Raw genomic sequence first — 23877 nt, forward strand, 5'->3', positions numbered from 1 at the left:
CCGAATGAACGCGGACAGCGGGGAGAAATCCCCGCTGTTTTTTATGGGTCTGCAGTGCTCCGACCAGGCCATTGGAGACTGAAGACACGTCTCGGCTTGGCCTTGGCCTCTTTTTGCGGTAACCAGACTGAATGATAAAAGCATCGAGTATCACCTGCATCTAGCTCCCGCCGAAGCGCGAGGAGCATCGAGCGAAAAGCCGACAGGCTTGGCGCTCGGCGTCGGCTTGTCTGAAGGCAAGCGAATGCGAACATATGCAGTGAGATTACTCCAATGGAAAATTACTTCGAAAGCCCGTTCCGGGGCATCACGCTTGACAAGCAGGTCAGGAACCCGAACCTCGTGGTCGGGAAATACAGCTATTATTCCGGCTATTATCACGGCCATAGTTTTGAGGACTGCGCCCGTTATCTGCTGCCGGATGAAGGCGCTGACAGGCTGGTGATCGGAAGCTTCTGTTCGATCGGTTCGGGCGCCGCCTTCATCATGGCCGGCAATCAGGGCCATCGCAACGAGTGGATCAGCACCTTCCCGTTCTTCTTCATGCCGGAGGTGCCGGAATTCGAGAACGCCGGCAACGGTTATCTGCCGGCGGGCGATACCGTCATCGGCAACGATGTCTGGATAGGCTCGGAAGCCATTGTCATGCCCGGCATCACGGTCGGCGATGGGGCGGTGATCGGAACGCGGGCGCTGGTGACGAAGAATGTCGAACCCTATGCCATCGTCGGCGGCAATCCCGCAAAAACGATCCGAAAGCGGTTCGATGACGACAACATCGCCCTGCTGCTCGAGATGAAATGGTGGGATTGGCCGGCGGCGCGGCTGAAGGCGGCAATGCCGCTCATGACCAGCGGCAATGTCGCCGAGCTTTATCGGTTCTGGCGATCCGATAAGCCGCAGCCGTAAAAATGCCCGGCCCGTCTCATCGAGGCGGGCCGGCGCTTTCGGGTGCCATGCGGGCGAGCGGAAAGGTCTGCCCTGTTTCAGGGCGTCGTCGCAGGCTGGCGGCGATTTGTCATTGCCGTTCCGATGAAGGGTTGCCGTTCCTGCTCAGACCTCTGCTGCGCCTGGCGCAGATGAAGCAGGTCCTTGCGCGTAACGAGACCGACGAGACTATTCGAGGACTTGTCTACAATGGCGATCCTGCCCGTGTCGGCGCTAAGCATCAGGTCGGCGATCAACCCAACGGGGTCGTTTTCGTGCGCAACCGGGATTTCACGGTCAGCCAGCCTGTCGGCCAATGTTTCTTCGCCGCCATGCTGCTCCTGTTGCCAGGAGAGAATGTCTGCCCGCGACACAAGCCCCACCAGCGTTCCCTCGGGCTGTACCACCGGATAGGTCCGGTGCGTTTCCTGCGAGCCGGTGAAGAAGGAAATCGCCTGCGATACCGTCATCCCGGCAGGCAGCGTGTCGACCTTGCGGATCATGATCTCGGACGCACGGGTGAGCTCAAAGGAATCGATCGCATATTCGCGTGTGATGTGCTGGCCGCGCCGGGCGATCTTTTCCGTGAGGATCGAGCGCCGCATCAAAAGGACGGTGACGGAATAGGCGGCCACGGTGGCTATCATGAGCGGGATCGCGGTGCTGAGATCGCCAGTGATCTCAATTGCGAAGAAGATGCCGGTCAGCGGTGCGCGCATTGTTCCACCCATCATGGCGGCCATGCCGAGCAACGCCCAGAGGGCGGGTTCGCCGGGCAGGAATGTCCCTGTCAGATAACCCGCCGATCCGCCGAGGATGAGAAGCGGCGCGAGCACGCCGCCGGATGTGCCTGAGGACAGGGCGATGAGCCAGATTCCCGACTTGACCAGAAGAATGGTGAGGACGGCCTGAGCGGCAATATGGTTATTGAGAAGGTCGGCAATGATGTCGTAACCGACGCCGAGCGCTCTTGGCTCCATCAGGCCGCCGAGGCCGACGGCGAGGCCGCCGAGCGCCGGCCACCACATCCAGTGGATGGGGAGCTTTTCGAAAAGATCTTCGATCTTGTAGAGCAATATAGTCATCAATCCGGACTGCAGGCCGGCGAGCACGCCGATCAGGACGCAGGGCGCGAGCCCCCACCATGGCAGGTCATAAGCGAAATCCGTGGGAAATAGCGGACCGGTGCCGAAATAGAACGGCCGCCAGGTAATCGAAACCGCAGCGGCGACTGCCACCGGTATGAAGCTTCTCGGCTTCCACTCGAATAGCAGGAGTTCGACCGCGAGCATGACAGCGGCGATCGGCGAACCGAAGATCGCCGTCATGCCGGCGGCGGCGCCTGCCACGAGCAGGGTTTTGCGTTCCGCGCTGCTCATGTGGAAACATTGCGCAAAGAGAGAGCCGATCGCGCCGCCCGTCATGATGATCGGGCCTTCCGCGCCGAAGGGCCCGCCGCTACCGATCGAAATGGCGGACGAGAGAGGCTTCAGGAGCGCCACTTTCGGCGACATGCGGCTGCCGCTGATGAGAATGGCCTCAATCGCTTCCGGAATGCCGTGCCCCCGGATTTTTTCCGAACCGAAACGGGCCATCAGCCCGATGACGATACCGCCGAGGACCGGCGCCACGACCATCCACAGGGAAGGATGTATGTCTGCGAAACTGACCTCGTGCGTGCTGAACCTGCCAAGCCAGACAATGTTGGTGACAAGCTGAATGAGGCTGACCAGAAGCCATGCGGCAAGGGCCCCGAGCGAGCCGACGATGCATGCCATGGCGATCAGCAGCAGCACGCGTTTGTCCGTCGTGAAATCTCCGGCTTGCCGCCTTGGAAAACCGCTGTCGAATTGACTTGATCTGGAGGGTGAAGAGGCTTGGGTCAACGGCTTATCCTTGGGTGCACGAAAATAGTGGCGCGATAAATATGTCGTAATACGATATAAATCAATGGATTTGTAATCTCTCAAAATATCCGGCGATTTTCATTCGCGGATAGTCGGGCTAAAGAAGAATGAGAGGCGAACAGAATAAGGGCTTGCGAAATATGACATTGCCGACCCAATCGGAATATGAGGCGCTTGCCGTCTTTCGCCACACGCTTAAGAAATTCATGGATTTCAGCACCTCGGCCGCGCAGGCGGCGGGCCTGCCGCCGCAGCAGCATCAGGCGCTTCTCGCCATCAAGGGCTTGCCGGAGGGCGAGGTCATGACGGTGGGATTACTTGCGGAACGGTTGCTGATCGCGCCCCATTCGGCAACCGAGCTCGCCGGTCGTCTGTTAAGCGGCGGCCTCATCACGCGCGAACCAGACCCTGCCGATCGCCGCCGTCAGACGTTACAGCTGACGGAAAAGGCCGAGCAGGTCATGGCGCATCTGAGCGCGATCCATCTCAAGGAAATCCGCGAAACGGCGCCGCAGCTGATTGCCATATTGAGCGAGCTTGGAAACGTAGAGAAGACTTAGACGGAAGACATGCCTGTCGCTCGGGGGCGCCTTGAGCTGCAGCGAAAGATATTGCGAATAGGGCCGCGATACGCGCCTTATCAACTGACGCCCTTCTGGGCGCGTGACCGCAAACGTTTCAGCCGAACCTCCATCTGCCTCTTTGCCTGAATGTCGCCACGCCTGACGGCCACCGCGATGCCTTCCACCCATGCCGCAACTGCGCCCTCGTCATCTCCCAGCCGCGCGCGACATTCGCCGAGTTCGGCCCAGACCGCCGAATAGCCGGGATCCTGCCGGACGACCTCCTGGAGATGAAGCGCGGCTTCTTCGAACTGCCCGGCCGCCTTGAGCGTTTTTGCGATTGAAAAGCGCAGGAGCGGACTGTCCCGTCCGTCTTCCAGCATCCTCATGAGTTTTTCGATCATCATTATCCCGTTGCGATGGTGAAGCACCATGCAATCGGTACGACCTCAAGCGCGCTTGAGGTCAAGCGGGATTTTGCGCGTTCATTTGGCCATGCGCCGCAATGCAACCGGGTCCCATATGTCGTCGAGCGGGCCTTCGAGAGCGGTTCGCGGGTGGATGAGCTTCGGTTCGATGATGGTGACTTCCGGCTCGGTCCGGTTCTCTTCCAGCAGTTCGAAACCCTTTTCGAGCATCTGCGCGATATCGGGTTTGATCATATAGACCGGGAAGGGAAGGAACGATGCGAACGGGTCGTAGTCGAAGCAGCCGACAACGATGTCGCCGAAGGCCTCGCCGTCATGACGCCCCATGAAACGAAGCAGGCCTTCGAAATTTATCGATGAATTGACGAAGAAACAGCGGGGCAGGCGGCCCCTGCGCTCGAAGAAGCGTTCGAATGCCAGCTCCGTCATATGCGGTGAATAGCCGGTGATCTCGATATCGTCTCCGCTCTCCGCCCCGAAATAAGCGGCCTTGGCGGCGTGGAAGCCGTCGATACGCTCGCGGCTGGCGTGGTCGTCATGACCGCCGAACAGGATGACGTCATCGGGACCAAGAGGCCCGCTTTTTTTCGCATGGGCAAGGATCGCCGATGTCAGTATTTCCGCGCCATTCCTGTTGTCGGAAATGACCGAGGAGGCAAATTTGCCGGGCAGGTCGATGTTGACATGCGGCAGCGCCGCGCGGGCGCAGACCTGGTGCACGCCATCTGGATCGGTCACGCCGGCAATGAAGAGCGCATCGATGGAATAGGCGATCAGGGTCTCGACGGTGCGCCGTTCCTCCTCGGGATCGCGTCGCCCGGAGACCACCATGGGCGACAGGCCGCGTTTGCGCGCCTGCCCCTCGAATGTCTGCGCCATCGAGGAAAAAAACCGGTTGTCATAAACGGGCACCAGAAGCCCGACGAGGCCGGATTTCGAACTCCGCAAACCGCGGGCCTGAAGATTGGTGGTGTAGCGCTGTGCCTTGGCGAGCGAGAGAATCCTGTCGGCAGTCTCCTCCGAAATCCGGCGCTTGCGCCACGATCCGTTCAACACGGCGCTCACTGTCGAAGCTGATGCACCCGACAATATCGACAAGTCATAAATGGTGGCTTTCTTGGAACTTATGCCCGTCACTGTGATCTCCCCAACTGATTCCGATTATTAGAGCACGCGTCCCCTTGACGGAAGGGAGCTTCATGATATGGTTATTGCACCATCGATTGTGCAACTTGGCAATATCGATTGTGCAAGATGGTTGCTGTGGGAGTGGCAAGGGAGAGTCTCGAATAAGCGAGATGAGAAATTTTGAACGCGCCAGATGAAAAATGGCTGCGGCGGGTTTCGTTTGCCTGATTTTTTGAGGAGGAACATCATGAAGAAAATTATTGCTGCAGCGGTCGGCCTGTCGCTCGCGTTGCTCTCGTCCACCGCCTTTGCCGAAGGGCCGAAGGTGGGCGTCGTCGTCAAGATCGGCGGCATTCCGTGGTTCAACGCCATGGAGGCCGGTATCAAGGAGCAGAGCAAGAAGCTCGGCGTTGACGGTTTCATGGTCGGCCCGACCAGCGCCGATCCCGCCCTGCAGGTCCGCGCCATCGAGGATCTGATTGCCCAGAAGGTCGATTTCATCGGCGTGGTGCCGAATGATGCAAAGGTGCTGGAGCCGGTGCTGAAAAAGGCCCAGGCCGCCGGTATCAAGGTCATCACCCATGAATCGCCCAAGCAGCTCGGCGCTGACTGGGATTTCGAACTGGCATCCGCCAAGGGTTTCGGCGAAGCGCATGGCAAGCTCTTGGCTGAAAAGATGGGCGGCAAGGGCTCCTATGCCGTCTTCGTCGGTTCGCTCACCGTTCCGCTTCATAATGCCTGGGCCGATGCCGCCATCGCCTATATCAAGGCCAATTATCCGGACATGAAGCTCGTCGGCGATCGCTACGGCGTGGCGGAGGACCTCGACAAGAGCCGTTCGACAGCGCTTGACCTGATGTCCGCCAATGCCGACCTGAGCGGTTTCCTCGCCTTCGGTTCGCAGGGGCCGATCGGTGCCGGACGCGCCGTCGAAGAGCGGCGCAAGGATGGCAAGGTCTTCGTCATCGGCCCGTTCTCGCCGGGGCAGGGCGCCAAGCTCATCAAGTCGGGCGCGCTGACGGGCGGCTTTATGTGGAACCCGAAGCAGGCCGGTGAGGTCTTCATCACGCTCGCCGACCGTATCGCCAAGGGCGAGACACCCAAGGCCGGCGACACTATCGAAGGTCTCGGCACCATCAATCCCGAGGGTAACACCATCGTCGTCGACCAGCTTTTGAAGATCGACAAGGAAAGCATCGACAAGCTCGTTTCCATGGGCCTCTGATCCTCCCCAAGGCCAAGGGCGTCGCGCGAGGTGTCATACTCGCGCGACGTCTCATCTGGAAAAACATGCCGAGCGCCACGTCTGCAATGCTGCCGCGGCGAAGGAGATTTACATTATCATGAGCGCAGAACCGCTCCTGTCCCTCAAAAATGTCAAAGTCACCTTCGGCGGCGTCCGCGCCCTGAAGGGTGTTTCTTTCGAGGTCAATCCGGGTGAAGTGCATTGCCTTGCCGGCGAAAACGGCTGCGGCAAGAGCACGCTGATCAAGGTCATAACGGGCGTTTACACGCCCCAAAGTGATGCTGAACTCTATTTCGACGGCAAGCCGATAGCCGCGATGAACCCGACGCTTGCGCAATCGCTTGGCATCCAGGTGATCTGGCAGGATCTGGCGCTGTTCGATGAAATGACGGTGGCTGAAAATATCGGCTTCCAGTACGCGGTGAATGGAAAATACGGGCTGGTCGACAAGCGCGCCATCGAACAGGCTGCCGAAAAGGCGCTGGCCCGGCTCGGCGTCGAGATCGATCTTGATAAGCCGCTCAAGGAACTGCCCATCGCCCAGCGTCAGATCGTGGCGATTGCCCGCGCGCTGGTCGGGGAAGCGCGGCTGGTTTTCATGGATGAACCGACCGCGTCGCTCACGCAGTCTGAAACCGATTACCTGATCGACATCGTCCGCAACCTGTCGGCCTCCGGTGTCGCGGTTGTTTTCGTCTCGCATCGCCTTGCGGAAGTGCTTGAGATTTCAGACCGCATCACCGTGCTGCGAGACGGCTCGCTTGTCGGTGTCTTTCCCGTTGAAGGCATGACCCAGTCACGGGTGACCGAGCTGATGACCGGCCGCAATTTCGACAGCGCCGTCATCGCCGCCGATCACGATGACAAGCCCGTCGTTCTCTCGGTGCGCGGGCTGAGCCGGGCCGGCGAGTTCGAGGATGTTTCGTTCGATCTGCGGCGGGGAGAAACGCTCGGCATTACCGGCCTTCTGGGAGCCGGCCGCACGGAACTGGCTTTGACACTGTTCGGCATGCATCGGCCGCAATCGGGTGAAATGCTCATCGATGGAAAGAAGGTGGATTTTCATTCCAACCGCGATGCGATCCGGGCGGGCGTCGCCTATCTTTCCGAAGACCGGCTTTCGCTTGGTCTCAACCAGCCGCAGTCCATTGCCGACAATCTGGTCATGGCCTCGCTCGACCGGCTGCTGAGCGGCGGCCTGATCTCACCGTCTAAAAAGGCGGATGTCGTTTCCCGCTGGATTTCGGCGCTCGGCGTCAAGATCGGCCTGCCGGAAGATCCGATCCGCACGCTTTCGGGCGGCAACCAGCAGCGCGTGGCGATTGCCAAGTGGCTGGCCATCGGACCGAAAATCCTCATCCTCGATGCGCCGACCGTGGGGGTCGATGTCGGCGCACGCGCCGGCATCTTCGAAATCGTCCGCAAGCTCGCCGCAGAAGGTCTTTCGATCATCGTGATCTCCGACGAGCCGCCGGAAGTTTATTTCAATACGGACAGGGTCATCCACATGGTCGAAGGCCGGTTCCACGCCACCTATGATCCGCGACGCCTGTCGCTGACCGAACTGGAGGCCGCCATCTATGCGTAGGCTCATTCTCGGACATACAACCGAATTCACACTGCTTGTCGTCATGGTGCTGCTCTGCACGGGACTGTCATTCGCCACCGACCGGTTCCTCACCATCTCCAATGCCTTCGATGTGCTGAATGTCTCGGCGGTCAACATCATCTTTGCGGTCGGCCTGCTCGTGGTGCTGATCTCGGGCGGTATCGACATTTCCTTCGCGGTCGCGGCCTCCGTCGTCCAATATGTGACGGTGCTGGCGCTCAATGCGCTCGGCGGCGGCAACTGGGCGGAAGGTTTCATCATTGCCGGCGCGGTTGGCCTTAGTCTCGGTTTCGTCAACGCCTTCCTCGTCTGGCGGCTCAACATCATTTCCATTGTTGCGACCATCTCCACCTTCAACATCTTCTTCGGGCTGCTGATGTTCTTCACCAAGGGCGTGTCGATCTACGACCTGCCGGAATGGCTGTCGACGCGCGTGGTGTTTTACGAGCGCGAGATGTCCGATGGTTCGTGGGTCGAGCTGACGCTGCCCGTCGTGGTCATGATCCTCTGCTGTGTCGCCACCTGGTTCATGATTTCGCGCACCACTGTCGGCCGCAAGCTTTATGCATTCGGTGACAATCCGGAAGGCGCACGCCGCTTCGGCATCAATATTGGCGCCATGCACTACATTTCCTTCGGCTGGCTTGGCTTGATGGCGGGCATTGCCGGGCTCATGCAGGCGCATTATGCGCAGGAGGTGGTGCCGAACGCGCTTTATGGCCGCGAGCTGGATGTTCTTGCCGCAACCGTTCTCGGCGGCGCGCGGCTTGGCGGCGGCAAGGGGTCGGTCATCGGCTGTGTGCTCGGGGTGCTGATGGTGTCCATCACCCAGAACGGCCTCAACCTGATGGGCGTTTCTCCCTTTGCCTTCAAGATGATCGTCGGGGCCATCATTCTCATCGCCATCACGCTCTCTTCCACCCGCTTCGACAAGCTCCTGCCGAGCGCCTTACGGACATCCGCGAAGAAGGGGAGCGCACAGCGATGAACAGTCTCGTTCGGAAATTCAACGCGATTTTCGGTGCCGACATGGCCGGGCCAGTGATTGCCTTCATCGCGGTCATGCTCATCTTCGGAACCTTTGCCGATAACTTTCTCTCGCTCGCCACATTCGGTTCGGTCGCCTTCCAGCTGCCGGAACTCGGTCTCTTGACACTGGCGATGCTGCTGCCGCTGCTGACGGGCGGCATCAATCTGTCCGTCACCTTCGCCGCCAATCTGTCGGGTCTCGCCGCAGCCTGGGTGTTGCAGGCCCATGGCGGGGTTGATGCGCCACCGAGCGCATTCCTGTTCGCCTGCCTTGCGGCACTTGCCACCGGCGGCGCTGCCGGAGCGATGACGGGAGCGGCGATTGCCTATACCCGCGCGCACCCCATTCTGGTGACGCTGTCGATGATGATCTTTCTGCGCGGCCTTGGCGAGTTTCTCACCCGTGGCGGAGACGTTTCCGGTTTCCCCGCCTATATGGCGCCGCTCGGTCACGGCACGCTTCTCGGTCTGCCGATCCCGCTTCTGATTTTCATCGCCTGCGTCGGGCTGTGGCATGTGCTGCTGACGCGCACCAAGCTCGGCTTCGGCCTGCTGATGATCGGCTCGAATATCGAAGCCGCGCGGTATTCCGGCCTCAATACGCGCAAGATTCAGGTTCTCGTCTACACGCTCTCGGGTCTGATGTGCGCGGTTGCAGGCATCATCATGCTTGCCCGTTTCAACTCCGTCCGTGTCGGCCACGGGGAATCCTATCTGCTGATCACGGTGCTGGCGGCCTTTCTCGGCGGCATCAATCCGTTCGGCGGCTTCGGTCGTGTCCTGCCCGTCTTCGTCGCGCTCATCGTTCTGCAACTGCTGTCATCCGGCCTCAATCTTCTTGGCGCCAACCAGCATCTGGCAACGGCGCTCTGGGGCGTGCTGATGATTGTCGTCATGGCGGCGCGCGGCCTGTTTTCAAGCTACTTCGCATCTCTCAGAAAGAAGGTATGACGTGAAAGGCTTCGGTGTTCACGCAATGATGTGGTCTCTCAAATGGGACCACGAAAACGCCAGACGGTCCATCGCCGCTGCTGCGGATTACGGTCAGGATTTCATCGAGATTCCGCTTATCGATATCCCTGCCGTCGATGCAAAACACACGCGCGCCCTGCTGGAGAAATACGGTTTGCGCGCCGTCTGCTCGCTGGTGCTGCCGGAGCCCGCCTGGGCGTCCATACGTCCCGATGCGGCAATCGACCATCTGAATGCCGCGCTCGACAAGGCCGCAGAAATGGGCGCGGAGGCTCTGACGGGGGTTACCTATGGTGGCACCAATGAGCGAACCGGATTTCCGCCGAAACAGGGTGAATATGACAATCTGACAAGGGCGCTTTCGCGGGCTGCCGGCCACGCAAAAACACTAGGCCTGCAATTCGGCATCGAGACGGTCAACCGCTACGAGAACCATCTGCTCAACTCCGCCGAACAGGCGGTGGCGCTGGTGGAGCGCATCGGTGCCGACAACATCTTCATCCATCTCGATACTTTCCACATGAATATGGAGGAAAAGGGCATCGCCAATGGCATCATCGCCGCCCGCAACCATCTGAAATACATGCATATGTCGGAAAGTGACCGCGGCACGCCGGGCTGCGGCAATGTTGCCTGGGACGAGGTGTTTTCGGCGCTCGCCGCCATCGGCTTCAAGGGTGTGCTGACGCTCGAAAGCTTCGCTGCGATGCCCAGGGAGATGGCCGGTGCGATTTCCACCTGGCGGCCGGTTGCGCCCAGCGCCGATGAGGTTCTCGACAGGGGACTGTCATTCCTGCGCGACAAGGCGAACCAGTACCGCATTTTCTGAAAGCACTCATTATCGGGGCAAGCACCTTGAACACTATTGACGATAATGCCCGTGAGATTGCGGGCCTTGCCCTCCAGCGACTGGAAGGGTCAAAGGGCCGGCGTGTGATGATTGCGATTGCCGGTGCCCCCGGATCGGGAAAATCAACCATTGCCGAATGCGTGGTCGATGCGTTGAACGCAGGCGAAGGCGTATCGGCTGCACTGTTTCCTATGGATGGCTTTCATTATGACGATGCCGTTCTGGAAGAGATGAAGCGCCGTGCCTTCAAGGGCGCCATCGATACGTTCGATGCCCACGGCCTGCGCCACATGCTTGAGCGTCTGAAGGCCAATGAGGACGATGTCGTTGCCGTCCCCGTCTTTGACCGCGCCATCGAAATCGCCCGCGCCGGCGGCCGCCTGATCCCGCAATCCGTCGATATCATCGTCTGCGAAGGCAATTATCTCCTCGCCGGCCAGTCGCCATGGGATCGTCTCAAGCCGATCTTCGATCTCACGATTTTCGTTGATGTCGACGAAGACGATCTGCGCGCGCGGCTGCGGGACCGCTGGCGAAGCTTCGGTCTTGGCGAGGACGAGATCAACCGGAAGGTGGAGGAAAACGATCTCCCCAACGGCCGCTTCATCACATCGACAAGCACGGAGCCGGATATTCGCATCGGAAATCCGGGAAGCGGTCCCGCGTCCTGAAGCTGCCTGAAGGGCTGCGCCTCCCTATCCAAAGTCAAGCGAAACAGAAAAGCGAAAGAGACCCCCATGAAACACGGCATCTATTACTCCTACTGGGAACATGAGTGGAGCGCCAAGTTCGGCCCCTATATCGAGAAGGTCGCCAAGCTCGGTTTCGATATCATCGAAGTCGCCGCCCACCACATCAATGAATACAGCGACGCCGAACTCGCCGTCATCAGGCAGAGCGCAAAGGATAACGGCATCATCCTCACCGCCGGCATCGGCCCTTCGAAAACGAAGAACCTGTCGTCAGAGGATGCCGCGGTTCGTGCAGCCGGCAAGGCGTTTTTTGAACGCACCCTTACCAATGTCGCCAAGCTAGACATCCACACCATCGGCGGCGCGCTGCATTCCTACTGGCCAATCGACTATTCGCAGCCTGTCGACAAGGCGGGCGATTATGCGCGCGGCGTCGAAGGCATTCACGGCATCGCCGATTTCGCCAATGATCTCGGCATCAACCTGTGTATCGAAGTCCTCAACCGCTTCGAAAACCACGTTCTCAACACGGCGGCCGAAGGCGTCGCTTTCGTCAAGGATGTCGGCAAGAACAACGTGAAAGTCATGCTGGATACCTTCCACATGAATATCGAGGAAGACAGCTTTGGCGAAGCCATCCGCACGGCCGGCCCGTTGCTCGGGCATTTCCATACCGGCGAGAGCAATCGCCGCGTACCGGGCAAGGGCAGAATGCCCTGGCACGAAATCGGCCTCGCCCTTCGCGATATCAATTACACCGGCGCGGTCGTCATGGAGCCTTTCGTCAAGACCGGCGGTACGATCGGCTCCGACATCAAGGTGTGGCGCGATCTCAGCGGCGGCGCCGACCTCGCAAAAATGGACGAGGATGCCCGCAATGCCCTGGCATTCTCCCGTTTCGTCCTTGGCGGCTGAAGACCCATAAGTGCACTGACCGGGCGGCGGCCATCTGTCGCCCGGGCAGCCACTGCCATGTTTGTCGGCCATCGCCGAGTTGAAAAGACAACCGCTTGTGGGCTAAAGCACTGATGTCTCTTCGGGATCAAAACGATCCGCCCAAGACCATTGGTTTGCATGATCCCTGTCGCACTCCCGTCCGTCGAAGCGCTGCTTCTCCTTGCTTTCTTGCTCATCACGACCCTCATATGGATCGTCTGGACGCTCCTGCTGTTCGTACGATATGTGGCAGGCCGCTGGAAGCGCCCGATGATCCTGCCCTATGGGCTGGTAACTGCCGTCGCGCTTTTCACCCTCTTTCGGTTCGGTGATTTTTATCTGCAGATGCGCGCCTATGACAAAGAGAGGGCGGCAAGCCATCGGCCGGAGCTGCTAGAGCCGGCGCGCCTCGGCCAGATCGACATGCCCAAAGGCACGAAACTCGAACTGGCCATTGCCAACGACAGGGAGGCCTTCGATCGGGCCGTGTTTCCGCATCCGGTGCGGGTGGCGGATATCGATGCCGTCGAAATCGCCCGTTATATCGCGATAAAAACCAACGAGAATTACGAAACGGTGGGCTTTACCCCGCAGACCATGCGGATTACCGGCAACGGCGTGACCAACCAGAGCGGCTGGCGCTGCGATGCGACACACCCGGTGGAGTTCGATCTTTCGCCCGATGGCGGCATATCCGCTTTCAGCAACTGCACTCTTTCCGATGGCAATGTTGTTGACGGCATCACCGTGCCGAAAGGCACGTCCCTGCGCACCTCCACCGGCAATGTCTATACCGATGGCTTCGTCGATTCCGATAGATGGGTTCTCGATACGGCTCAGGACCAGACCGTCCACATCGACAGTTTCGATCTTTCCGAAGCAACGTTTGCCCTTGATGGCGAGCGAAAACTCCACGAGATCAAAAGAGGTGTCCTGTCGAAAGACGCAACGCTCGGGACGCTTCACCATGCCGCCGGAAGCAATATTCGTTATAATCCCCGGCATCTTCGCAAGGATTATCCCGGTGCGTGGTTGATAATCCCGCCCCTGCCGGCTGCCGATGCCCCACCGGTTCCGTCGCATGGTATCGTGCAGGGCAGGGACGGAAAGCTTCTGTCCTCCGCCGCTGACTGATTGCGCGAGGGTCACCGCAAGACGGAAGCGAGAAATTCGCGTGTGCGATCTTCTTTCGGCTGGCCGAAAATCTCGTCCGGTTTCCCCTGTTCGCAGATGCGGCCCTTGTCGAAGAAACAGACGCGGTCCGAGACTTCCCGGGCAAAGCGCATTTCATGGGTGACAAGAAGCATCGTCAGGTCATGCTCATGGGCCAGGTCGCGGATGACGGACAGCACTTCGCCCACCAGTTGCGGGTCGAGCGCCGAGGTCGGCTCATCGAAAAGCAGAACACGCGGACGCATGGCAAGCGAGCGGGCAATGGCGACACGCTGCTGCTGCCCGCCGGAAAGCTGCACCGGATAATGATCCTTCTTGTCCGCCAGCCCGACCATCTTCAGCAATTCGACTGCGCGCGCCTCCGCCTCTGCGCGGCCGATGCCCAGAACCCGCACCGGCGCTTCCACGATATTGCGAAGGACGGTCATATGGGGAAAGAGATTGAAGCTCTGGAAAACCATGCCGACGTGGTTGCGGATCTGGCGCAGATGTTTTTCCGAGGCCTTGAAAGGTCCTTTGCCGCCTGGCTCATGGTAGGACATGTCCGCAAGGGTCAGCTTTCCCTCCTGGAACGGCTCCAGCGTCATGAGAATGCGCAGAACGGTTGACTTGCCGGAGCCGGAAGGGCCGATGAGGGTGACTTTTTCGCCCTTCGCCACGCTGAAATTGAACTGGTCGAGCACCGTCAGAATGCCGAAGCGTTTTGTGACATCGGAAAATTCGATCAGTGGCTGGTTGGTGTTGTTGGTCATCGCAAGGGTATTCCTGCTTTTGGAAGCGCCCTTTGCAGGCGGCTGAGGCCTGCCGAGCAGATTATGGTCAGAAGGAGGAAGATCAGGCCCACAAGCGTCAGCGGCACCAGATATTCGAAGGTGCGCTCGCCGATCATGTTGGCAAGCCCCATCATTTCCAGAACCGTGACGACGGAAAGCACCGGCGTTTCCTTGATCATGGCGACGAGATAATTACCCATGGCCGGAACGATGCGCGGAATGGCCTGCGGGATGATGATATCCCTGTAGGTCTGCATGCGTGTGAGATTGAGCGCCGTCGCCGCTTCCCACTGGCCGTGATGCACCGCCTCGATGCCGCCGCGATAGACCTCGGACGTATAGGCGGCATATTGCAGGCCGAGCGCCAGCGCGCCGGTCAGAAACGCCGGCAGGACAATGCCGAAATCCGGAAGCACGTAATAGAGAAAGAACAGCTGCACCAGAAGCGGCGTATCGCGCAGGAATTCGACAATCAGCGCGGTCGGCCAGGAGATCATCCTGACGCGGCTGCGGCGCAGCAGCGCGAAGACGAGCCCCAGAACCAGCGCAATGGCAAAACCGGCGGCGGCGGCCTTCAGCGTTACCGTAAGCCCGATCAGGATGATGGGCAGGATGGAGGTCGTGTAGGTGAGCCAGGTGGTCGTGTCCCATTCGTAACCATACATCATGACAGGATATCCTTACGAATGGCGGGTGCGCGGGAAGACGTTGCCGCGCCGCACGAAGCGTTCGATCACCCGGATGACGACCATCAGGATCAGCGACATCGCGAAATAACAAAGCAGCGTGATCGAATAGATGCTGGCGCTATCCAGCGTCAGGTTACGGATCGACTGCGCCGCGAAAGTGAGGTCGGCAATCGAGATCAGCGACACGAGCGAGGAAAGCTTCAGCGTTTCGATGGCGAGATTGCCGAAGGCCGGCATCATCTCGACAACGGCCTGCGGCAGCGAGATGCGAAACAGCGTCTGCAGCCGTGTGAAGTTCAGCGCTCGTGCGGCCTCCAGCTGCTGTACCGAGACGGAGGACAGCGCGCCGCGCACAATCTCGGCGCCATAACCGCCAGCATGGGCGGCAAGCACCAGCACGCCGGTGGTGATCGGGTCGAAGCTCAGCCCGACCAGCGGCAGCGCGTAATAGAACCAGAAAAGCTGCACCAGTAGCGAGGTGCCGCGGAACACTTCCGTGTAACAAAGCGCGACGGTCGACAGGATCGGTCCACCCTCGACGCGCAGAATGCCGAAGAAAAAGGCGAGCACCGTGCCGACGACAAGGGCTGCGAGCGTAATCGTCATGGTGACGACGGCGCCTTGCCACAACATCGGCAGATAGGCGGTCATGTCCATCTGGCGTTTTCCCGAATTCCCGAGGAACGGCGCCCGGTTATGGCCGGGCGCCGGCTGGCATTATTTGCCGGCGCAGAGATCGGCGACCTTCTTTTCGGCCGCCGCCGCAATACTCTGTTCGGACAGGCCGTATTTGGCGAGGATTTTCTTGTAATCGTCGGTCTTGCGGAATTCGACGAGCGCGGCGTTGAAAGCGTCACGCAGCTCCTTGTCTTCCGGCCGGAAAGCGAAACCGCCGTAATTGCGCACTGGCGCATCCTTCACGACGGGGTCGGTGAAAGGCTTGACCTGCTCGACATTGGCCTGCCCCTTGGCGAGTTCCGAAACCGTCAGCTCCGTGGCGGCGTAGGCATCGGCGCGGCTCTGGACGGTCGGAATGGCATCGGCGTTGGCCGGGATGAAGACGATCTGTTCTTCCTTGACGCCGACCGCCCGCAGGAAGTCGACATTGTTGGCGCCCGACACGACGGCCACCTTCAGCGAGGGGTCCTTGGCAATATCGGCATAGGTGGTGAGCTTTTTCGGATTGCCCTTCTTCACCAGCAGGCCTTCGCCATAGGACGAGTTCGGTTCCGTGAAGGCGACCTGCTTGCAGCGCTCGGGCGAGATGTTCTGTTCGGCGGCCGCAAAATCGAAGCGACGGGCCTTGAGGCCGGGGATCAGCGTGCCAAAGGGCGTCACCGTCCAGTTGACCTCCTCGATGCCCATCGATTTCAGAACCGCATTGGCCACATCGGGGCCGATGCCGGCGGAGGTGCCGTCAGGCTGCATGTAGGAATAGGGCACTTCATTGGCCGTGGCGGCGCGGATATAGCCCTGGCTTTTGACTTCCTCGACAGTCAGGGCGCTGGCGGATGTCACGCCGATGGTGAGGGCTAGGGCGGAAAGCCCGGCAAGTCTGGTCATACGCATGTTCTTACTCCTCTGGTTGGGTTACGTGGTCCGTTTTCGGATCTCACGATGATTTTTGGGGCTAGGTATTCTCCGTGACCGTGGCGATGACGGAAAGGCAGTCGCCGGCCTTGATCAGGCCGGGAACATGGCGCGCGGCAAGCACGCCATTGATGGAGGCGCGGTAATCGACCGGCGCGAGGCCGGTTTTGCCGACGGGATAAACCCGGGCTACAGTTTCACCCGCCGTGACCGCGTCTCCCAGATCGCGGACAAAGGCGACAAGCCCGTCGTCTTCGGCAAAGGTGAAGCAATCGCTGGATGGCATGTCCAGCCAGCGGCTTGGCGCAGGTGCCGGTGCGCCGGCGAGGATGCCGGCATGGCGCAGCAGATTGACGGTGCCTTTCCGGGCGATGTCGATCGATTTGGCGCTCGCCGTGCCGGCTCCGCCGAGTTCGGTCGTGACAAAGACCTTGCCCATCTCCTCCACTGTCGTGTCGAGCATACCGACGGCATCGATTTCCAGCATCTTCATCGAATAGGGGGCAGCAAAAGCCGCCACCGCTTCAAAACACCGGGCCTCCTGCGTCTTGTCGGGCAATTCGTGGGCTGCGGCATAGGGCAGGAAATCAAGCGTCCTGCCGCCGGAATGGAAATCGAGAACGATATCCGCAAGCGGTATCAGATGGCGGGTCACGTAGTCGGCGATCTTCTCCGTCACCGTGCCGTCAGGGCGGCCGGGAAAACTGCGGTTCAGGTTTCCCCGGTCGATGGGCGAGGTGCGTGTTCCCGCACGAAAGGCCGGATAGTTGAGCGCCGGCACGATGATGACGCGCCCGTTCACGTCTGCCGGATCGAGCGTGTGGGCGAGTTCGAAGAGCGCTGCCGGTCCCTCATATTCGTCGCCATGATTGGCGCCGGTCAAAAGCGCTGTCGGCCCTTCGCCATTGGCGATGACGCAGATCGGGATCATCACCGAACCCCAGGCGCTGTCATCGCGGCTGTATGGCAGCCGCAGATGACCGTGCTGCACGCCCTTAGCGTCAAAATCGACGGAGGGCGTGATCGGTGAGGGGCGAAGCGCGGTCTTCAACATCGTCTCAGCCTTTCACGAAGAGTTGCCGCGGCACATTGGAAAGGCATTCGACACCGGTTTCAGTGATGGCGATGCTTTCGGTGATTTCGAGGCCCATGTCTTCCAGCCACAGTCCGGTCATGAAATGGAATGTCATGCCGGGTTTCAGCTCCGTGCGGTCGCCCGGGCGAAGGCTCATGGTGCGCTCGCCCCAGTCCGGCGGATAGGAGAGGCCGATGGGATAGCCGGTGCGGTTGTCCTTGATGATCCCGTATTTTTTCAGGACGGCGAAAAAGGCATTGGCGATGTCCTCGCAGGTGTTGCCCGGCTTCGCTGCGGAAAGACCGGCTTCCATGCCTTCAAGCGTTGCTTTTTCCGCATCGAGAAACGCCTGTGTCGGCTTGCCGAGAAAGACGGTGCGCGACAGCGGGCAATGATAACGGCGATAAGCGCCGGCGATTTCGAAGAAAGTGCCTTCGCCTGAGCGCATCGGCTTGTCGTCCCATGTCAGATGTGGCGCGGACGCGTCTGCACCCGAAGGAAGCAGTGGCACGATGGCGGGATAGTCGCCGCCGAATTCGGCGGTTCCACGAATGCCGGCATCGTATATTTCGGCCACGAGATCGCATTTGCGCATGCTCGGCTCAACGACATCAACGATACGCTTGTGCATCAGCTCGACGATCTTGCCGGCCTTGCGCATATAGTCGAGTTCGGTCGGGCTTTTCACCGCGCGCTGCCAGTTTACGAGACCGGCGGCATCCTTGAAACGGGCGTTCGGCAGATGTTTCTGCAGAGACGCGAAGGCGGCGGCCGAGAAATAATAATTATCCATCTCGACGCCGACCGTCAGGCCGGACCAGCCGCGCTCCTCTATGATCTGCGACAACAGATCCATCGGGTGCCGTTCGGTCGATTGAACGTAGTGATCCGGATAGCCGATGATATTGTCCTGGGCGAGATAGGCTGTGCGCCTGGCGCCGTTGGCATCCTGCTTGCGGCCGTACCAGATCGGCTCGCCCTCTGGCGGCACCAGCACGCATTGATGCACATAGAAGGACCAGCCGTCATAGCCGGTCAGCCAATGCATGTTGGACGGGTCAGTGACGACAAGCAGGTCGATGCCTGCCTTTTCCATGGCTTTGCGGGTTTTGGACAGGCGCGCGGCATATTCCTCGCGCGTAAAGTTCAGCGTTACGCTCACGCTGCGTCTCCCATTTTTACGCTGTTTTCGATGGTTTGACCGCTCTTGGCTTCCCTTGCGCGGGCAAAGGCGAGATTGGCGATGGCCGTGTCCTGCACGCCGGTGCCGGTCAAATCGGCAAAGGTGATGTCCTTGCTTGACACGCGGCCCTGCACCTTGCCGGCAATGACGTCCCCAAGTTCGGCGAAGTGCTGATCCGACGCGGCGTGGCCTGCGGCGATGGCGTGATGCAACTCACCGAGAATGCGGGTTTGCGATATGCGGTCTGCGACATAGCGCGCTCTGGCGAATACGGCTGGATCGATCTCGTTCTTGTGCTCGGCATCCGATCCCATGGCTGTCAGATGCTGGCCTTCTTCCAGCCAGTCGGCAAAGAGGATCGGCTTTTCGGCGGGGGTGGTGGTAACGACGATATCGGCGCCCCGCGTGGCGGCCTGCGGATCGGCCATGGCGGTGACTTCGATGGCGTGTTCGCTGGCGAAATCGCCCGCAAGTCTCTTGGCCTTGTCATGGTCGCGCGCCCATATCCGCGCTGATCTGATCGGGCGCACCAGCATCAGGGCTTCAAGCTGCAAACGTGCCTGCATGCCCGCCCCGAAGATCGCGGCGACGGAGGCGTCTTCGCGGGCCAGATGCCGCGCCGCGACAGCACCGGCCGCGGCGGTTCGCACATCGGTAAGATAGCCGTTATCGAGGAGAAGGGCCTCCACCAGTCCGGTCTTTGCGCTGAAGAGGATCATCAGGCCATTGAGGCTGGGCAGACCGAGTTTCGGATTGTCAAAGAAACCGGGGCTGACTTTGATGGCGAAACCCTCAAAGCCCGGCACATAGGCCGTCTTCACATCCACTTCGCCACGAAACTCCGGAATATCGAGCCGCAGGATCGGCGGCATGGCAACGGCTTGCGTTGCGAGCGCCGCAAAGGCCCGCTCCACGCAGTCGACAGCGGAAAGGTCGAGCTTCACGACAGCCCGCAGGTCTTTTTCGGTCAGGATGGTGATGCGGCTCATGCGGCTCCCCCGTCGATGATCGTTCTGTGGACCGCCGGATCGATATTTCCGCCCGACACGACGATGGCAGTCGGGCCGCTGATATCGATCTTGCCGGACAGGATGGCAGCGAAACCAACGGCGCCCGCGCCCTCCACCGTCAAGCCTTCTTCGCGCGCCGCATGGCGGATGCCGGCTGCGATCTCGTCTTCGGAAACCAGCACGATCTCATCGAGAAGCGCCTGGCAAAGCGCGAATGTCACGCGGTTCTCCAGTCCAATCCCGCCGCCCAGCGAATCCGCCAGCGTTTCTTCCTCCCGGACGGTGACGGGCCGGCCGGCTGCGACCGACGCCTGCATGGCCGCACCCCGCTCCATGGAAATGCCGATGACCCGTACCCGTGGCTTCAGCGCCTTCACCGCAACGGCGATACCGCCCGCAAGCCCGCCGCCGGATAGAGGGACAAGCACCGTCGCCAGTCCCGGCATGTCTTCGACAAGCTCGAGGCCGATCGTGCCCTGGCCGGCCACGACGTCAGCATCATCGAATGGCGGGATTGCGGTCAGGCCGAGACTCTTGGTCAGGCGCTCCGCTTCCTCCTGCGCGTCATCCTGTGACCTGCCGACGATCCGGATCTCCGCACCGAGCGCGCGGATCGCCTCAACCTTGTTCGCCGGTACGAGCGCCGACATGCAGATCGTGGCGGGAATTCCGAGCTTGCTGGCCGCATAGGCCACGGCGCGGCCATGATTGCCGGTCGAGGCCGTAACGAGGCCACGCCTGCGTGCCTCCTCGTCAAGCGAGAGTATGGCGTTCATCGCGCCGCGCAGTTTGAAGGCGCCGATGGGCTGAAGGGTTTCAAGTTTGAGATGAACGGGATGACCGCAGCGTTCGGACAGATTGTCCGAGCGAACAAGCGGTGTTCGCTCCACCTGTCCGGCAAGCCGCACCGCCGCCCGCTCTATCGCGGCCAGTGAGACCGGAAGCAGGTTTTTATCGGCGGATATGGACAGGTTTTCGCTCTTCATGATTGTCATGTTGAGAGCGAAGTAAAATCATGTCAATTATTATATTGTAATGATTCAATGATTTTCGGGCAGCTGCCTCAGCCGATTGAACCGATATCGTAGACTGGCGGCAGTTGCTCGAAGGTCTGCCGCACGGTGGTCAAGGCTTTGACGAGGCTTGAGTGATTAAGGCGACCGCCGAGGCATATGCGGATGCCGCCGCCATGGCCGGGGCCGGCAATGAATGGTTCCGACGGCGTGACCGCGACGTTCTGGTTTGTGAGCGCGCGCACCAGGCCGTCCTCCGTCCAGCGCGGTGGAACCTTCAGCCAGGCGCAGAAGGAGAGGGGGTGGCTCGAGGCGATATGGTCGCCCAATATGTCCGTGGCGATCCTTTGCCGCGCACGCACTTCGGCGCGCTGGACATCCAGCAGCCGCCGTGCGGTGCCGTTTTCGACCCAGCGCGTGGCGATTTCGGCCGTGAGATAGGTTCCGCTCCAGCTCGATACACGCAGGATGGAGGCGGCGCGGATGGAATAGGCGGGCGGCACGACGAGATAACCGACGCGCAGCCCGGTCAGCACCGTCTTGGTAAAGCTGGTGACGAAAAAGCCCAGATCGGGCAGCATTTCGGTGATGGATGGCAGGTCATCCTCGATGATCGGGCGATAGACTTCGTCCTCGATGACAAAGACGCCGTACCGTTCGGCAATCGCGGCAATCGCCCGTCTGCGCGCAGCACCGGAAACATGCCCGGTGGGATTGTTGAGGGTGGGAATGAGCACCAGCGCCCTGACGCCACCGGCTGCACAGGCGGCCTCCAGCGCGTCTGGCACAATGCCTTCTTCGTCGGTCGGCAGGCCCTTGAGGCTGAAGCCCAGAATGTTCGACAGGCCGATAATGCCGTGGTCGGTGAGGTTCTCGCAGAGGACCACGTCGTTCGAGCGGATAATGCAGCTCAAGGCAAGGAAAATGCCGTGTGCAGCACCATTGGTGACGAGAATACGCTCCGCGCCGGCGGTCACGCCCATCATGCCAAGCCAGATCCGGGCGGTTTCTCGATGGCTGTCGAGGCCCGCTACCGGCCGGCAGGGGCGCATGAAGCCCGAATTGTCACCATCGGCCAATTCGCGGAGCATAGCGCGCGAGGCGTTTTCATGGTCGTCGAGATAAACGCCGCGAATGATGGAGAGATCGAGTACCTCGGTCGGGCTGTGATCGAGCATCATGCGGCCCGCCCGGTCCGTCACCCGCGTCTTCACGAAGGTGCCGCGGCCGATTTCGCCGCTGAGATAACCCAGCCGCTCGGCCTCCTTGTAGGAGAGGCTGACGGTCTGGACCGAAAGGCCGAGTTCGCGGGCCAAATCGCGGTGGGTCGGCATACGGTCCATTGGCTTCAGGACACCGGCGTCGATATCGGCAATGATGCGTTCCGTCAGTGCGGAATGTTTCGTTTCGCCTTTCTGCTTGGCGAGAGTTGGCCGCCACGCCACCGGTTTGGTTGCGGAAACCGGATCGGAGCTGAGCGGATTGGCTTGACGACGCATGAAATTGTCTCGTTTTCGACGAAGGTAATTTCATGACATTATGCATGCTTCTGCGAAAAGATGAAGCCTTATGCAGCGCAGATGACAACTGCGCCGCAAATAGGCGCAGTTGTCACGTCATTGCTGTCGGAATGGGCAGCAGCTGTGACCGTTGAACGCCACGGTTGGCGTCAAATTCTTTCGCCAGCCCGCACCAGATCATCCATGACGCTGCGCACGGCCGCTTCGGCGATGGCGATGATCTCATCCACCTCCGCCTTCGTTGTGACGAGCGGCGGTGCAAAGCCCAGAATATCGCCATGCGGCATGGCGCGCGCAATAAGACCACCGTTGCGCGCCGCCTTCGAAACGCGCGCACCGACCGTAAGACCGGGGGCAAAACGCGTCTTCTTTTCACGATCGGCCACGAATTCGATGGCGCCCATCAGGCCTACGCCGCGCACCTCTCCAACGATTGGAAGCTGCGCGAACTTCGCCTTCAACTGCTCCTGAAAATAGCTGCCGACGGCCCGCGCATTGCCGGGAAGGTCTTCCTTTTCGACGATGTCGAGCACGGCATTTGCCGCAGCCGCACCGATGGGGTGGCCGGAATAGGTGTAGCCGTGAGAGAATGCGCCGACACGATCCGCCCCTTCCTCCATGACCCTGTAGACTTTCTCCCCTACGATGGCGCCGGAGAGCGGGAAATAGGCCGATGTCAGGCCCTTGGCGACGGTGATCAAATCCGGCTCGATGCCGTAGTGCTGCGAGCCGAACATGGAGCCTGTACGCCCAAAGCCGGTAATCACCTCGTCGGCAATCAGCAGGACATCGTATTTTTTGAGAACATCCTGTATCGCCGACCAGTAGCCTTCCGGCGGCGGCGTGATGCCGCCCGTGCCGAGCACCGGTTCGGCAATGAAGGCGCCTACGGTGTCAGGGCCTTCGCGCAGGATGAGGGCTTCCAGTTCGTCGGCGCGCCGTTTTGAGAATTCCAGCTCGGTTTCACCGGCCTCCGCGCCCCAATAATGGTGCGGAACGCCGGTGTGCAGCACGCCGGCGCGCGGCAGGTCCATGTGGTCGTGATAAAAGCTCATGCCGGTCATGGAGCCGGAAACCACGCTGCAGCCGTGATATCCCCTTTCGCGGGAGATGATTTTTTTCTTCTGCGGCTTGCCGCGCAGGTTGTTGTAATACCAGACGAGCTTCGCCTGGGTCTCATTGGCGTCCGAGCCCGACATGCCGTAAAAGACCTTGCTCATCTTGCCGGGTGCCATCTTTACCAGCCGGTCGGAAAGGATCGCCAGTTCGTCCGTCGTGTGGGCGGCGTAAGAATGGTAGTAGGCAAGCCGATAGGCCTGACGGGAGATGGCTTCCGCCACCTCGGTGCGGCCATAACCGACATTGACGCAATAAAGACCGGCAAAGCCATCGATCAGCTGCTTGCCATGCGCGTCCTGAATGCGGATGCCCTTGCCGGTTTCGACGATGGTCGGTTCACCGAGTTTGCCGCTGGCGAAATCCTTCAGCTGCGTGAAGGGATGCAGAACCGCATTTCGATCCATTTCCGCGATGTTTTTGATGTCCATGGTCATAGGCGAGTTCC

At 60.3% G+C, this 23877-nt stretch carries 23 protein-coding genes; 10 read left to right on the forward strand and 13 right to left on the reverse strand.

The annotated features are described in order from the left end of the window. Window positions 1-273 precede the first annotated feature (273 nt). Complete coding sequence (gene catB / locus O3W47_RS10545; protein WP_269313670.1) at window positions 274-909, forward strand: type B chloramphenicol O-acetyltransferase; 636 nt, start codon at window positions 274-276, stop codon at window positions 907-909. A gap of 77 nt (window positions 910-986) precedes the next feature. Here the strand turns inward: catB and O3W47_RS10550 are convergent, their stop codons facing one another. Further along, window positions 987-2813 (reverse strand): chloride channel protein, encoded by a 1827-nt coding sequence (locus O3W47_RS10550; RefSeq protein ID WP_269313671.1) that lies wholly within the window; start codon window positions 2811-2813, stop codon window positions 987-989. 161 nt (window positions 2814-2974) lie between these two features. Between O3W47_RS10550 and O3W47_RS10555 the strand changes: the two genes are divergently transcribed. Beyond that, the gene (locus tag O3W47_RS10555) at window positions 2975-3394 is read left to right on the forward strand and encodes a MarR family winged helix-turn-helix transcriptional regulator (RefSeq protein ID WP_135397724.1); all 420 of its coding nucleotides are present in this window, start codon (window positions 2975-2977) and stop codon (window positions 3392-3394) included. 80 nt (window positions 3395-3474) lie between these two features. Here O3W47_RS10555 and O3W47_RS10560 read toward each other — a convergent pair whose 3' ends face one another. Both O3W47_RS10560 and O3W47_RS10565 read right to left on the reverse strand, forming a co-directional pair. Continuing rightward, the gene (locus O3W47_RS10560) at window positions 3475-3801 is read right to left on the reverse strand and encodes a tetratricopeptide repeat protein (RefSeq protein ID WP_269313672.1); all 327 of its coding nucleotides are present in this window, start codon (window positions 3799-3801) and stop codon (window positions 3475-3477) included. 81 nt (window positions 3802-3882) lie between these two features. Next, window positions 3883-4962 carry a LacI family DNA-binding transcriptional regulator gene (locus tag O3W47_RS10565; RefSeq protein ID WP_269313673.1) on the reverse strand — a complete coding sequence of 360 codons (1080 nt, stop codon included), beginning with the start codon at window positions 4960-4962 and terminating at the stop codon, window positions 3883-3885. 238 nt (window positions 4963-5200) lie between these two features. Here O3W47_RS10565 and O3W47_RS10570 point away from each other — a divergent pair, with 238 nt between their 5' ends. The 8 genes from O3W47_RS10570 (at window position 5201) to O3W47_RS10605 (ending at window position 13421) form a co-directional block, all read left to right on the forward strand. Then, window positions 5201-6178, forward strand: coding sequence for a substrate-binding domain-containing protein (locus O3W47_RS10570; protein ID WP_174025129.1), 978 nt, complete (start codon window positions 5201-5203; stop codon window positions 6176-6178). A gap of 118 nt (window positions 6179-6296) precedes the next feature. Then, window positions 6297-7787 carry a sugar ABC transporter ATP-binding protein gene (locus tag O3W47_RS10575; protein ID WP_269313674.1) on the forward strand — a complete coding sequence of 497 codons (1491 nt, stop codon included), beginning with the start codon at window positions 6297-6299 and terminating at the stop codon, window positions 7785-7787. Further along, the gene (locus O3W47_RS10580) at window positions 7780-8796 is read left to right on the forward strand and encodes an ABC transporter permease (RefSeq protein WP_269313675.1); all 1017 of its coding nucleotides are present in this window, start codon (window positions 7780-7782) and stop codon (window positions 8794-8796) included. Before O3W47_RS10575 ends, O3W47_RS10580 begins: the two co-directional genes overlap by 8 nt. Then, a complete protein-coding gene (locus O3W47_RS10585; protein ID WP_269313676.1) occupies window positions 8793-9788 on the forward strand; it encodes an ABC transporter permease in 996 nt (331 codons plus the stop codon). Before O3W47_RS10580 ends, O3W47_RS10585 begins: the two co-directional genes overlap by 4 nt. A gap of 1 nt (window position 9789) precedes the next feature. Then, entirely contained in the window at window positions 9790-10638 is an 849-nt protein-coding gene (locus tag O3W47_RS10590) for a sugar phosphate isomerase/epimerase family protein (protein WP_269313677.1), read from the forward strand. Between the two features lie 26 nt (window positions 10639-10664). Further along, complete coding sequence (locus O3W47_RS10595) at window positions 10665-11330, forward strand: nucleoside triphosphate hydrolase (protein ID WP_269313678.1); 666 nt, start codon at window positions 10665-10667, stop codon at window positions 11328-11330. A gap of 66 nt (window positions 11331-11396) precedes the next feature. Next, window positions 11397-12266 carry a D-psicose 3-epimerase gene (locus O3W47_RS10600; protein WP_065657738.1) on the forward strand — a complete coding sequence of 290 codons (870 nt, stop codon included), beginning with the start codon at window positions 11397-11399 and terminating at the stop codon, window positions 12264-12266. Between the two features lie 159 nt (window positions 12267-12425). Further along, window positions 12426-13421 carry a hypothetical protein gene (locus O3W47_RS10605; protein ID WP_269313679.1) on the forward strand — a complete coding sequence of 332 codons (996 nt, stop codon included), beginning with the start codon at window positions 12426-12428 and terminating at the stop codon, window positions 13419-13421. Window positions 13422-13432: 11 nt separating this feature from the next. On the opposite strand, the gene ehuA is transcribed toward O3W47_RS10605, so the two are convergent. The 10 genes from ehuA to O3W47_RS10655 all read right to left on the reverse strand — a co-directional run bounded on the left by ehuA (window position 13433) and on the right by O3W47_RS10655 (window position 23866). After that, window positions 13433-14212: an ectoine/hydroxyectoine ABC transporter ATP-binding protein EhuA gene (ehuA, locus tag O3W47_RS10610; RefSeq protein WP_080818891.1), complete on the reverse strand. Its 780-nt coding sequence runs from the start codon at window positions 14210-14212 to the stop codon at window positions 13433-13435. Next, window positions 14209-14901 (reverse strand): ectoine/hydroxyectoine ABC transporter permease subunit EhuD, encoded by a 693-nt coding sequence (gene ehuD, locus O3W47_RS10615; protein WP_262530603.1) that lies wholly within the window; start codon window positions 14899-14901, stop codon window positions 14209-14211. Before ehuD ends, ehuA begins: the two co-directional genes overlap by 4 nt. Window positions 14902-14913: 12 nt before the next feature. Then, the gene (gene ehuC / locus O3W47_RS10620) at window positions 14914-15579 is read right to left on the reverse strand and encodes an ectoine/hydroxyectoine ABC transporter permease subunit EhuC (protein WP_269313680.1); all 666 of its coding nucleotides are present in this window, start codon (window positions 15577-15579) and stop codon (window positions 14914-14916) included. A 60-nt stretch (window positions 15580-15639) separates the two neighbouring features. Next, window positions 15640-16491 carry an ectoine/hydroxyectoine ABC transporter substrate-binding protein EhuB gene (ehuB, locus tag O3W47_RS10625; RefSeq protein ID WP_135397748.1) on the reverse strand — a complete coding sequence of 284 codons (852 nt, stop codon included), beginning with the start codon at window positions 16489-16491 and terminating at the stop codon, window positions 15640-15642. Window positions 16492-16552: 61 nt separating this feature from the next. Next, window positions 16553-17566, reverse strand: coding sequence for a N(2)-acetyl-L-2,4-diaminobutanoate deacetylase DoeB (gene doeB / locus O3W47_RS10630; RefSeq protein WP_206914509.1), 1014 nt, complete (start codon window positions 17564-17566; stop codon window positions 16553-16555). A 4-nt stretch (window positions 17567-17570) separates the two neighbouring features. Further along, entirely contained in the window at window positions 17571-18749 is a 1179-nt protein-coding gene (doeA, locus tag O3W47_RS10635) for an ectoine hydrolase DoeA (protein WP_269313681.1), read from the reverse strand. Then, entirely contained in the window at window positions 18746-19759 is a 1014-nt protein-coding gene (gene eutC, locus O3W47_RS10640) for an ectoine utilization protein EutC (protein ID WP_269313682.1), read from the reverse strand. Before eutC ends, doeA begins: the two co-directional genes overlap by 4 nt. After that, entirely contained in the window at window positions 19756-20775 is a 1020-nt protein-coding gene (eutB, locus tag O3W47_RS10645) for a hydroxyectoine utilization dehydratase EutB (protein WP_269313683.1), read from the reverse strand. Before eutB ends, eutC begins: the two co-directional genes overlap by 4 nt. 68 nt (window positions 20776-20843) lie before the next feature. Next, a complete protein-coding gene (gene ehuR / locus O3W47_RS10650; RefSeq protein WP_269313684.1) occupies window positions 20844-22292 on the reverse strand; it encodes a MocR-like ectoine utilization transcription factor EhuR in 1449 nt (482 codons plus the stop codon). 170 nt (window positions 22293-22462) lie between these two features. Beyond that, window positions 22463-23866: an aspartate aminotransferase family protein gene (locus O3W47_RS10655; protein ID WP_269313685.1), complete on the reverse strand. Its 1404-nt coding sequence runs from the start codon at window positions 23864-23866 to the stop codon at window positions 22463-22465. Window positions 23867-23877: the final 11 nt, after the last annotated feature.

The sequence above is a fragment of the Agrobacterium sp. LMR679 genome, from assembly GCF_027157905.1.
Lineage (GTDB): Bacteria > Pseudomonadota > Alphaproteobacteria > Rhizobiales > Rhizobiaceae > Agrobacterium > Agrobacterium leguminum.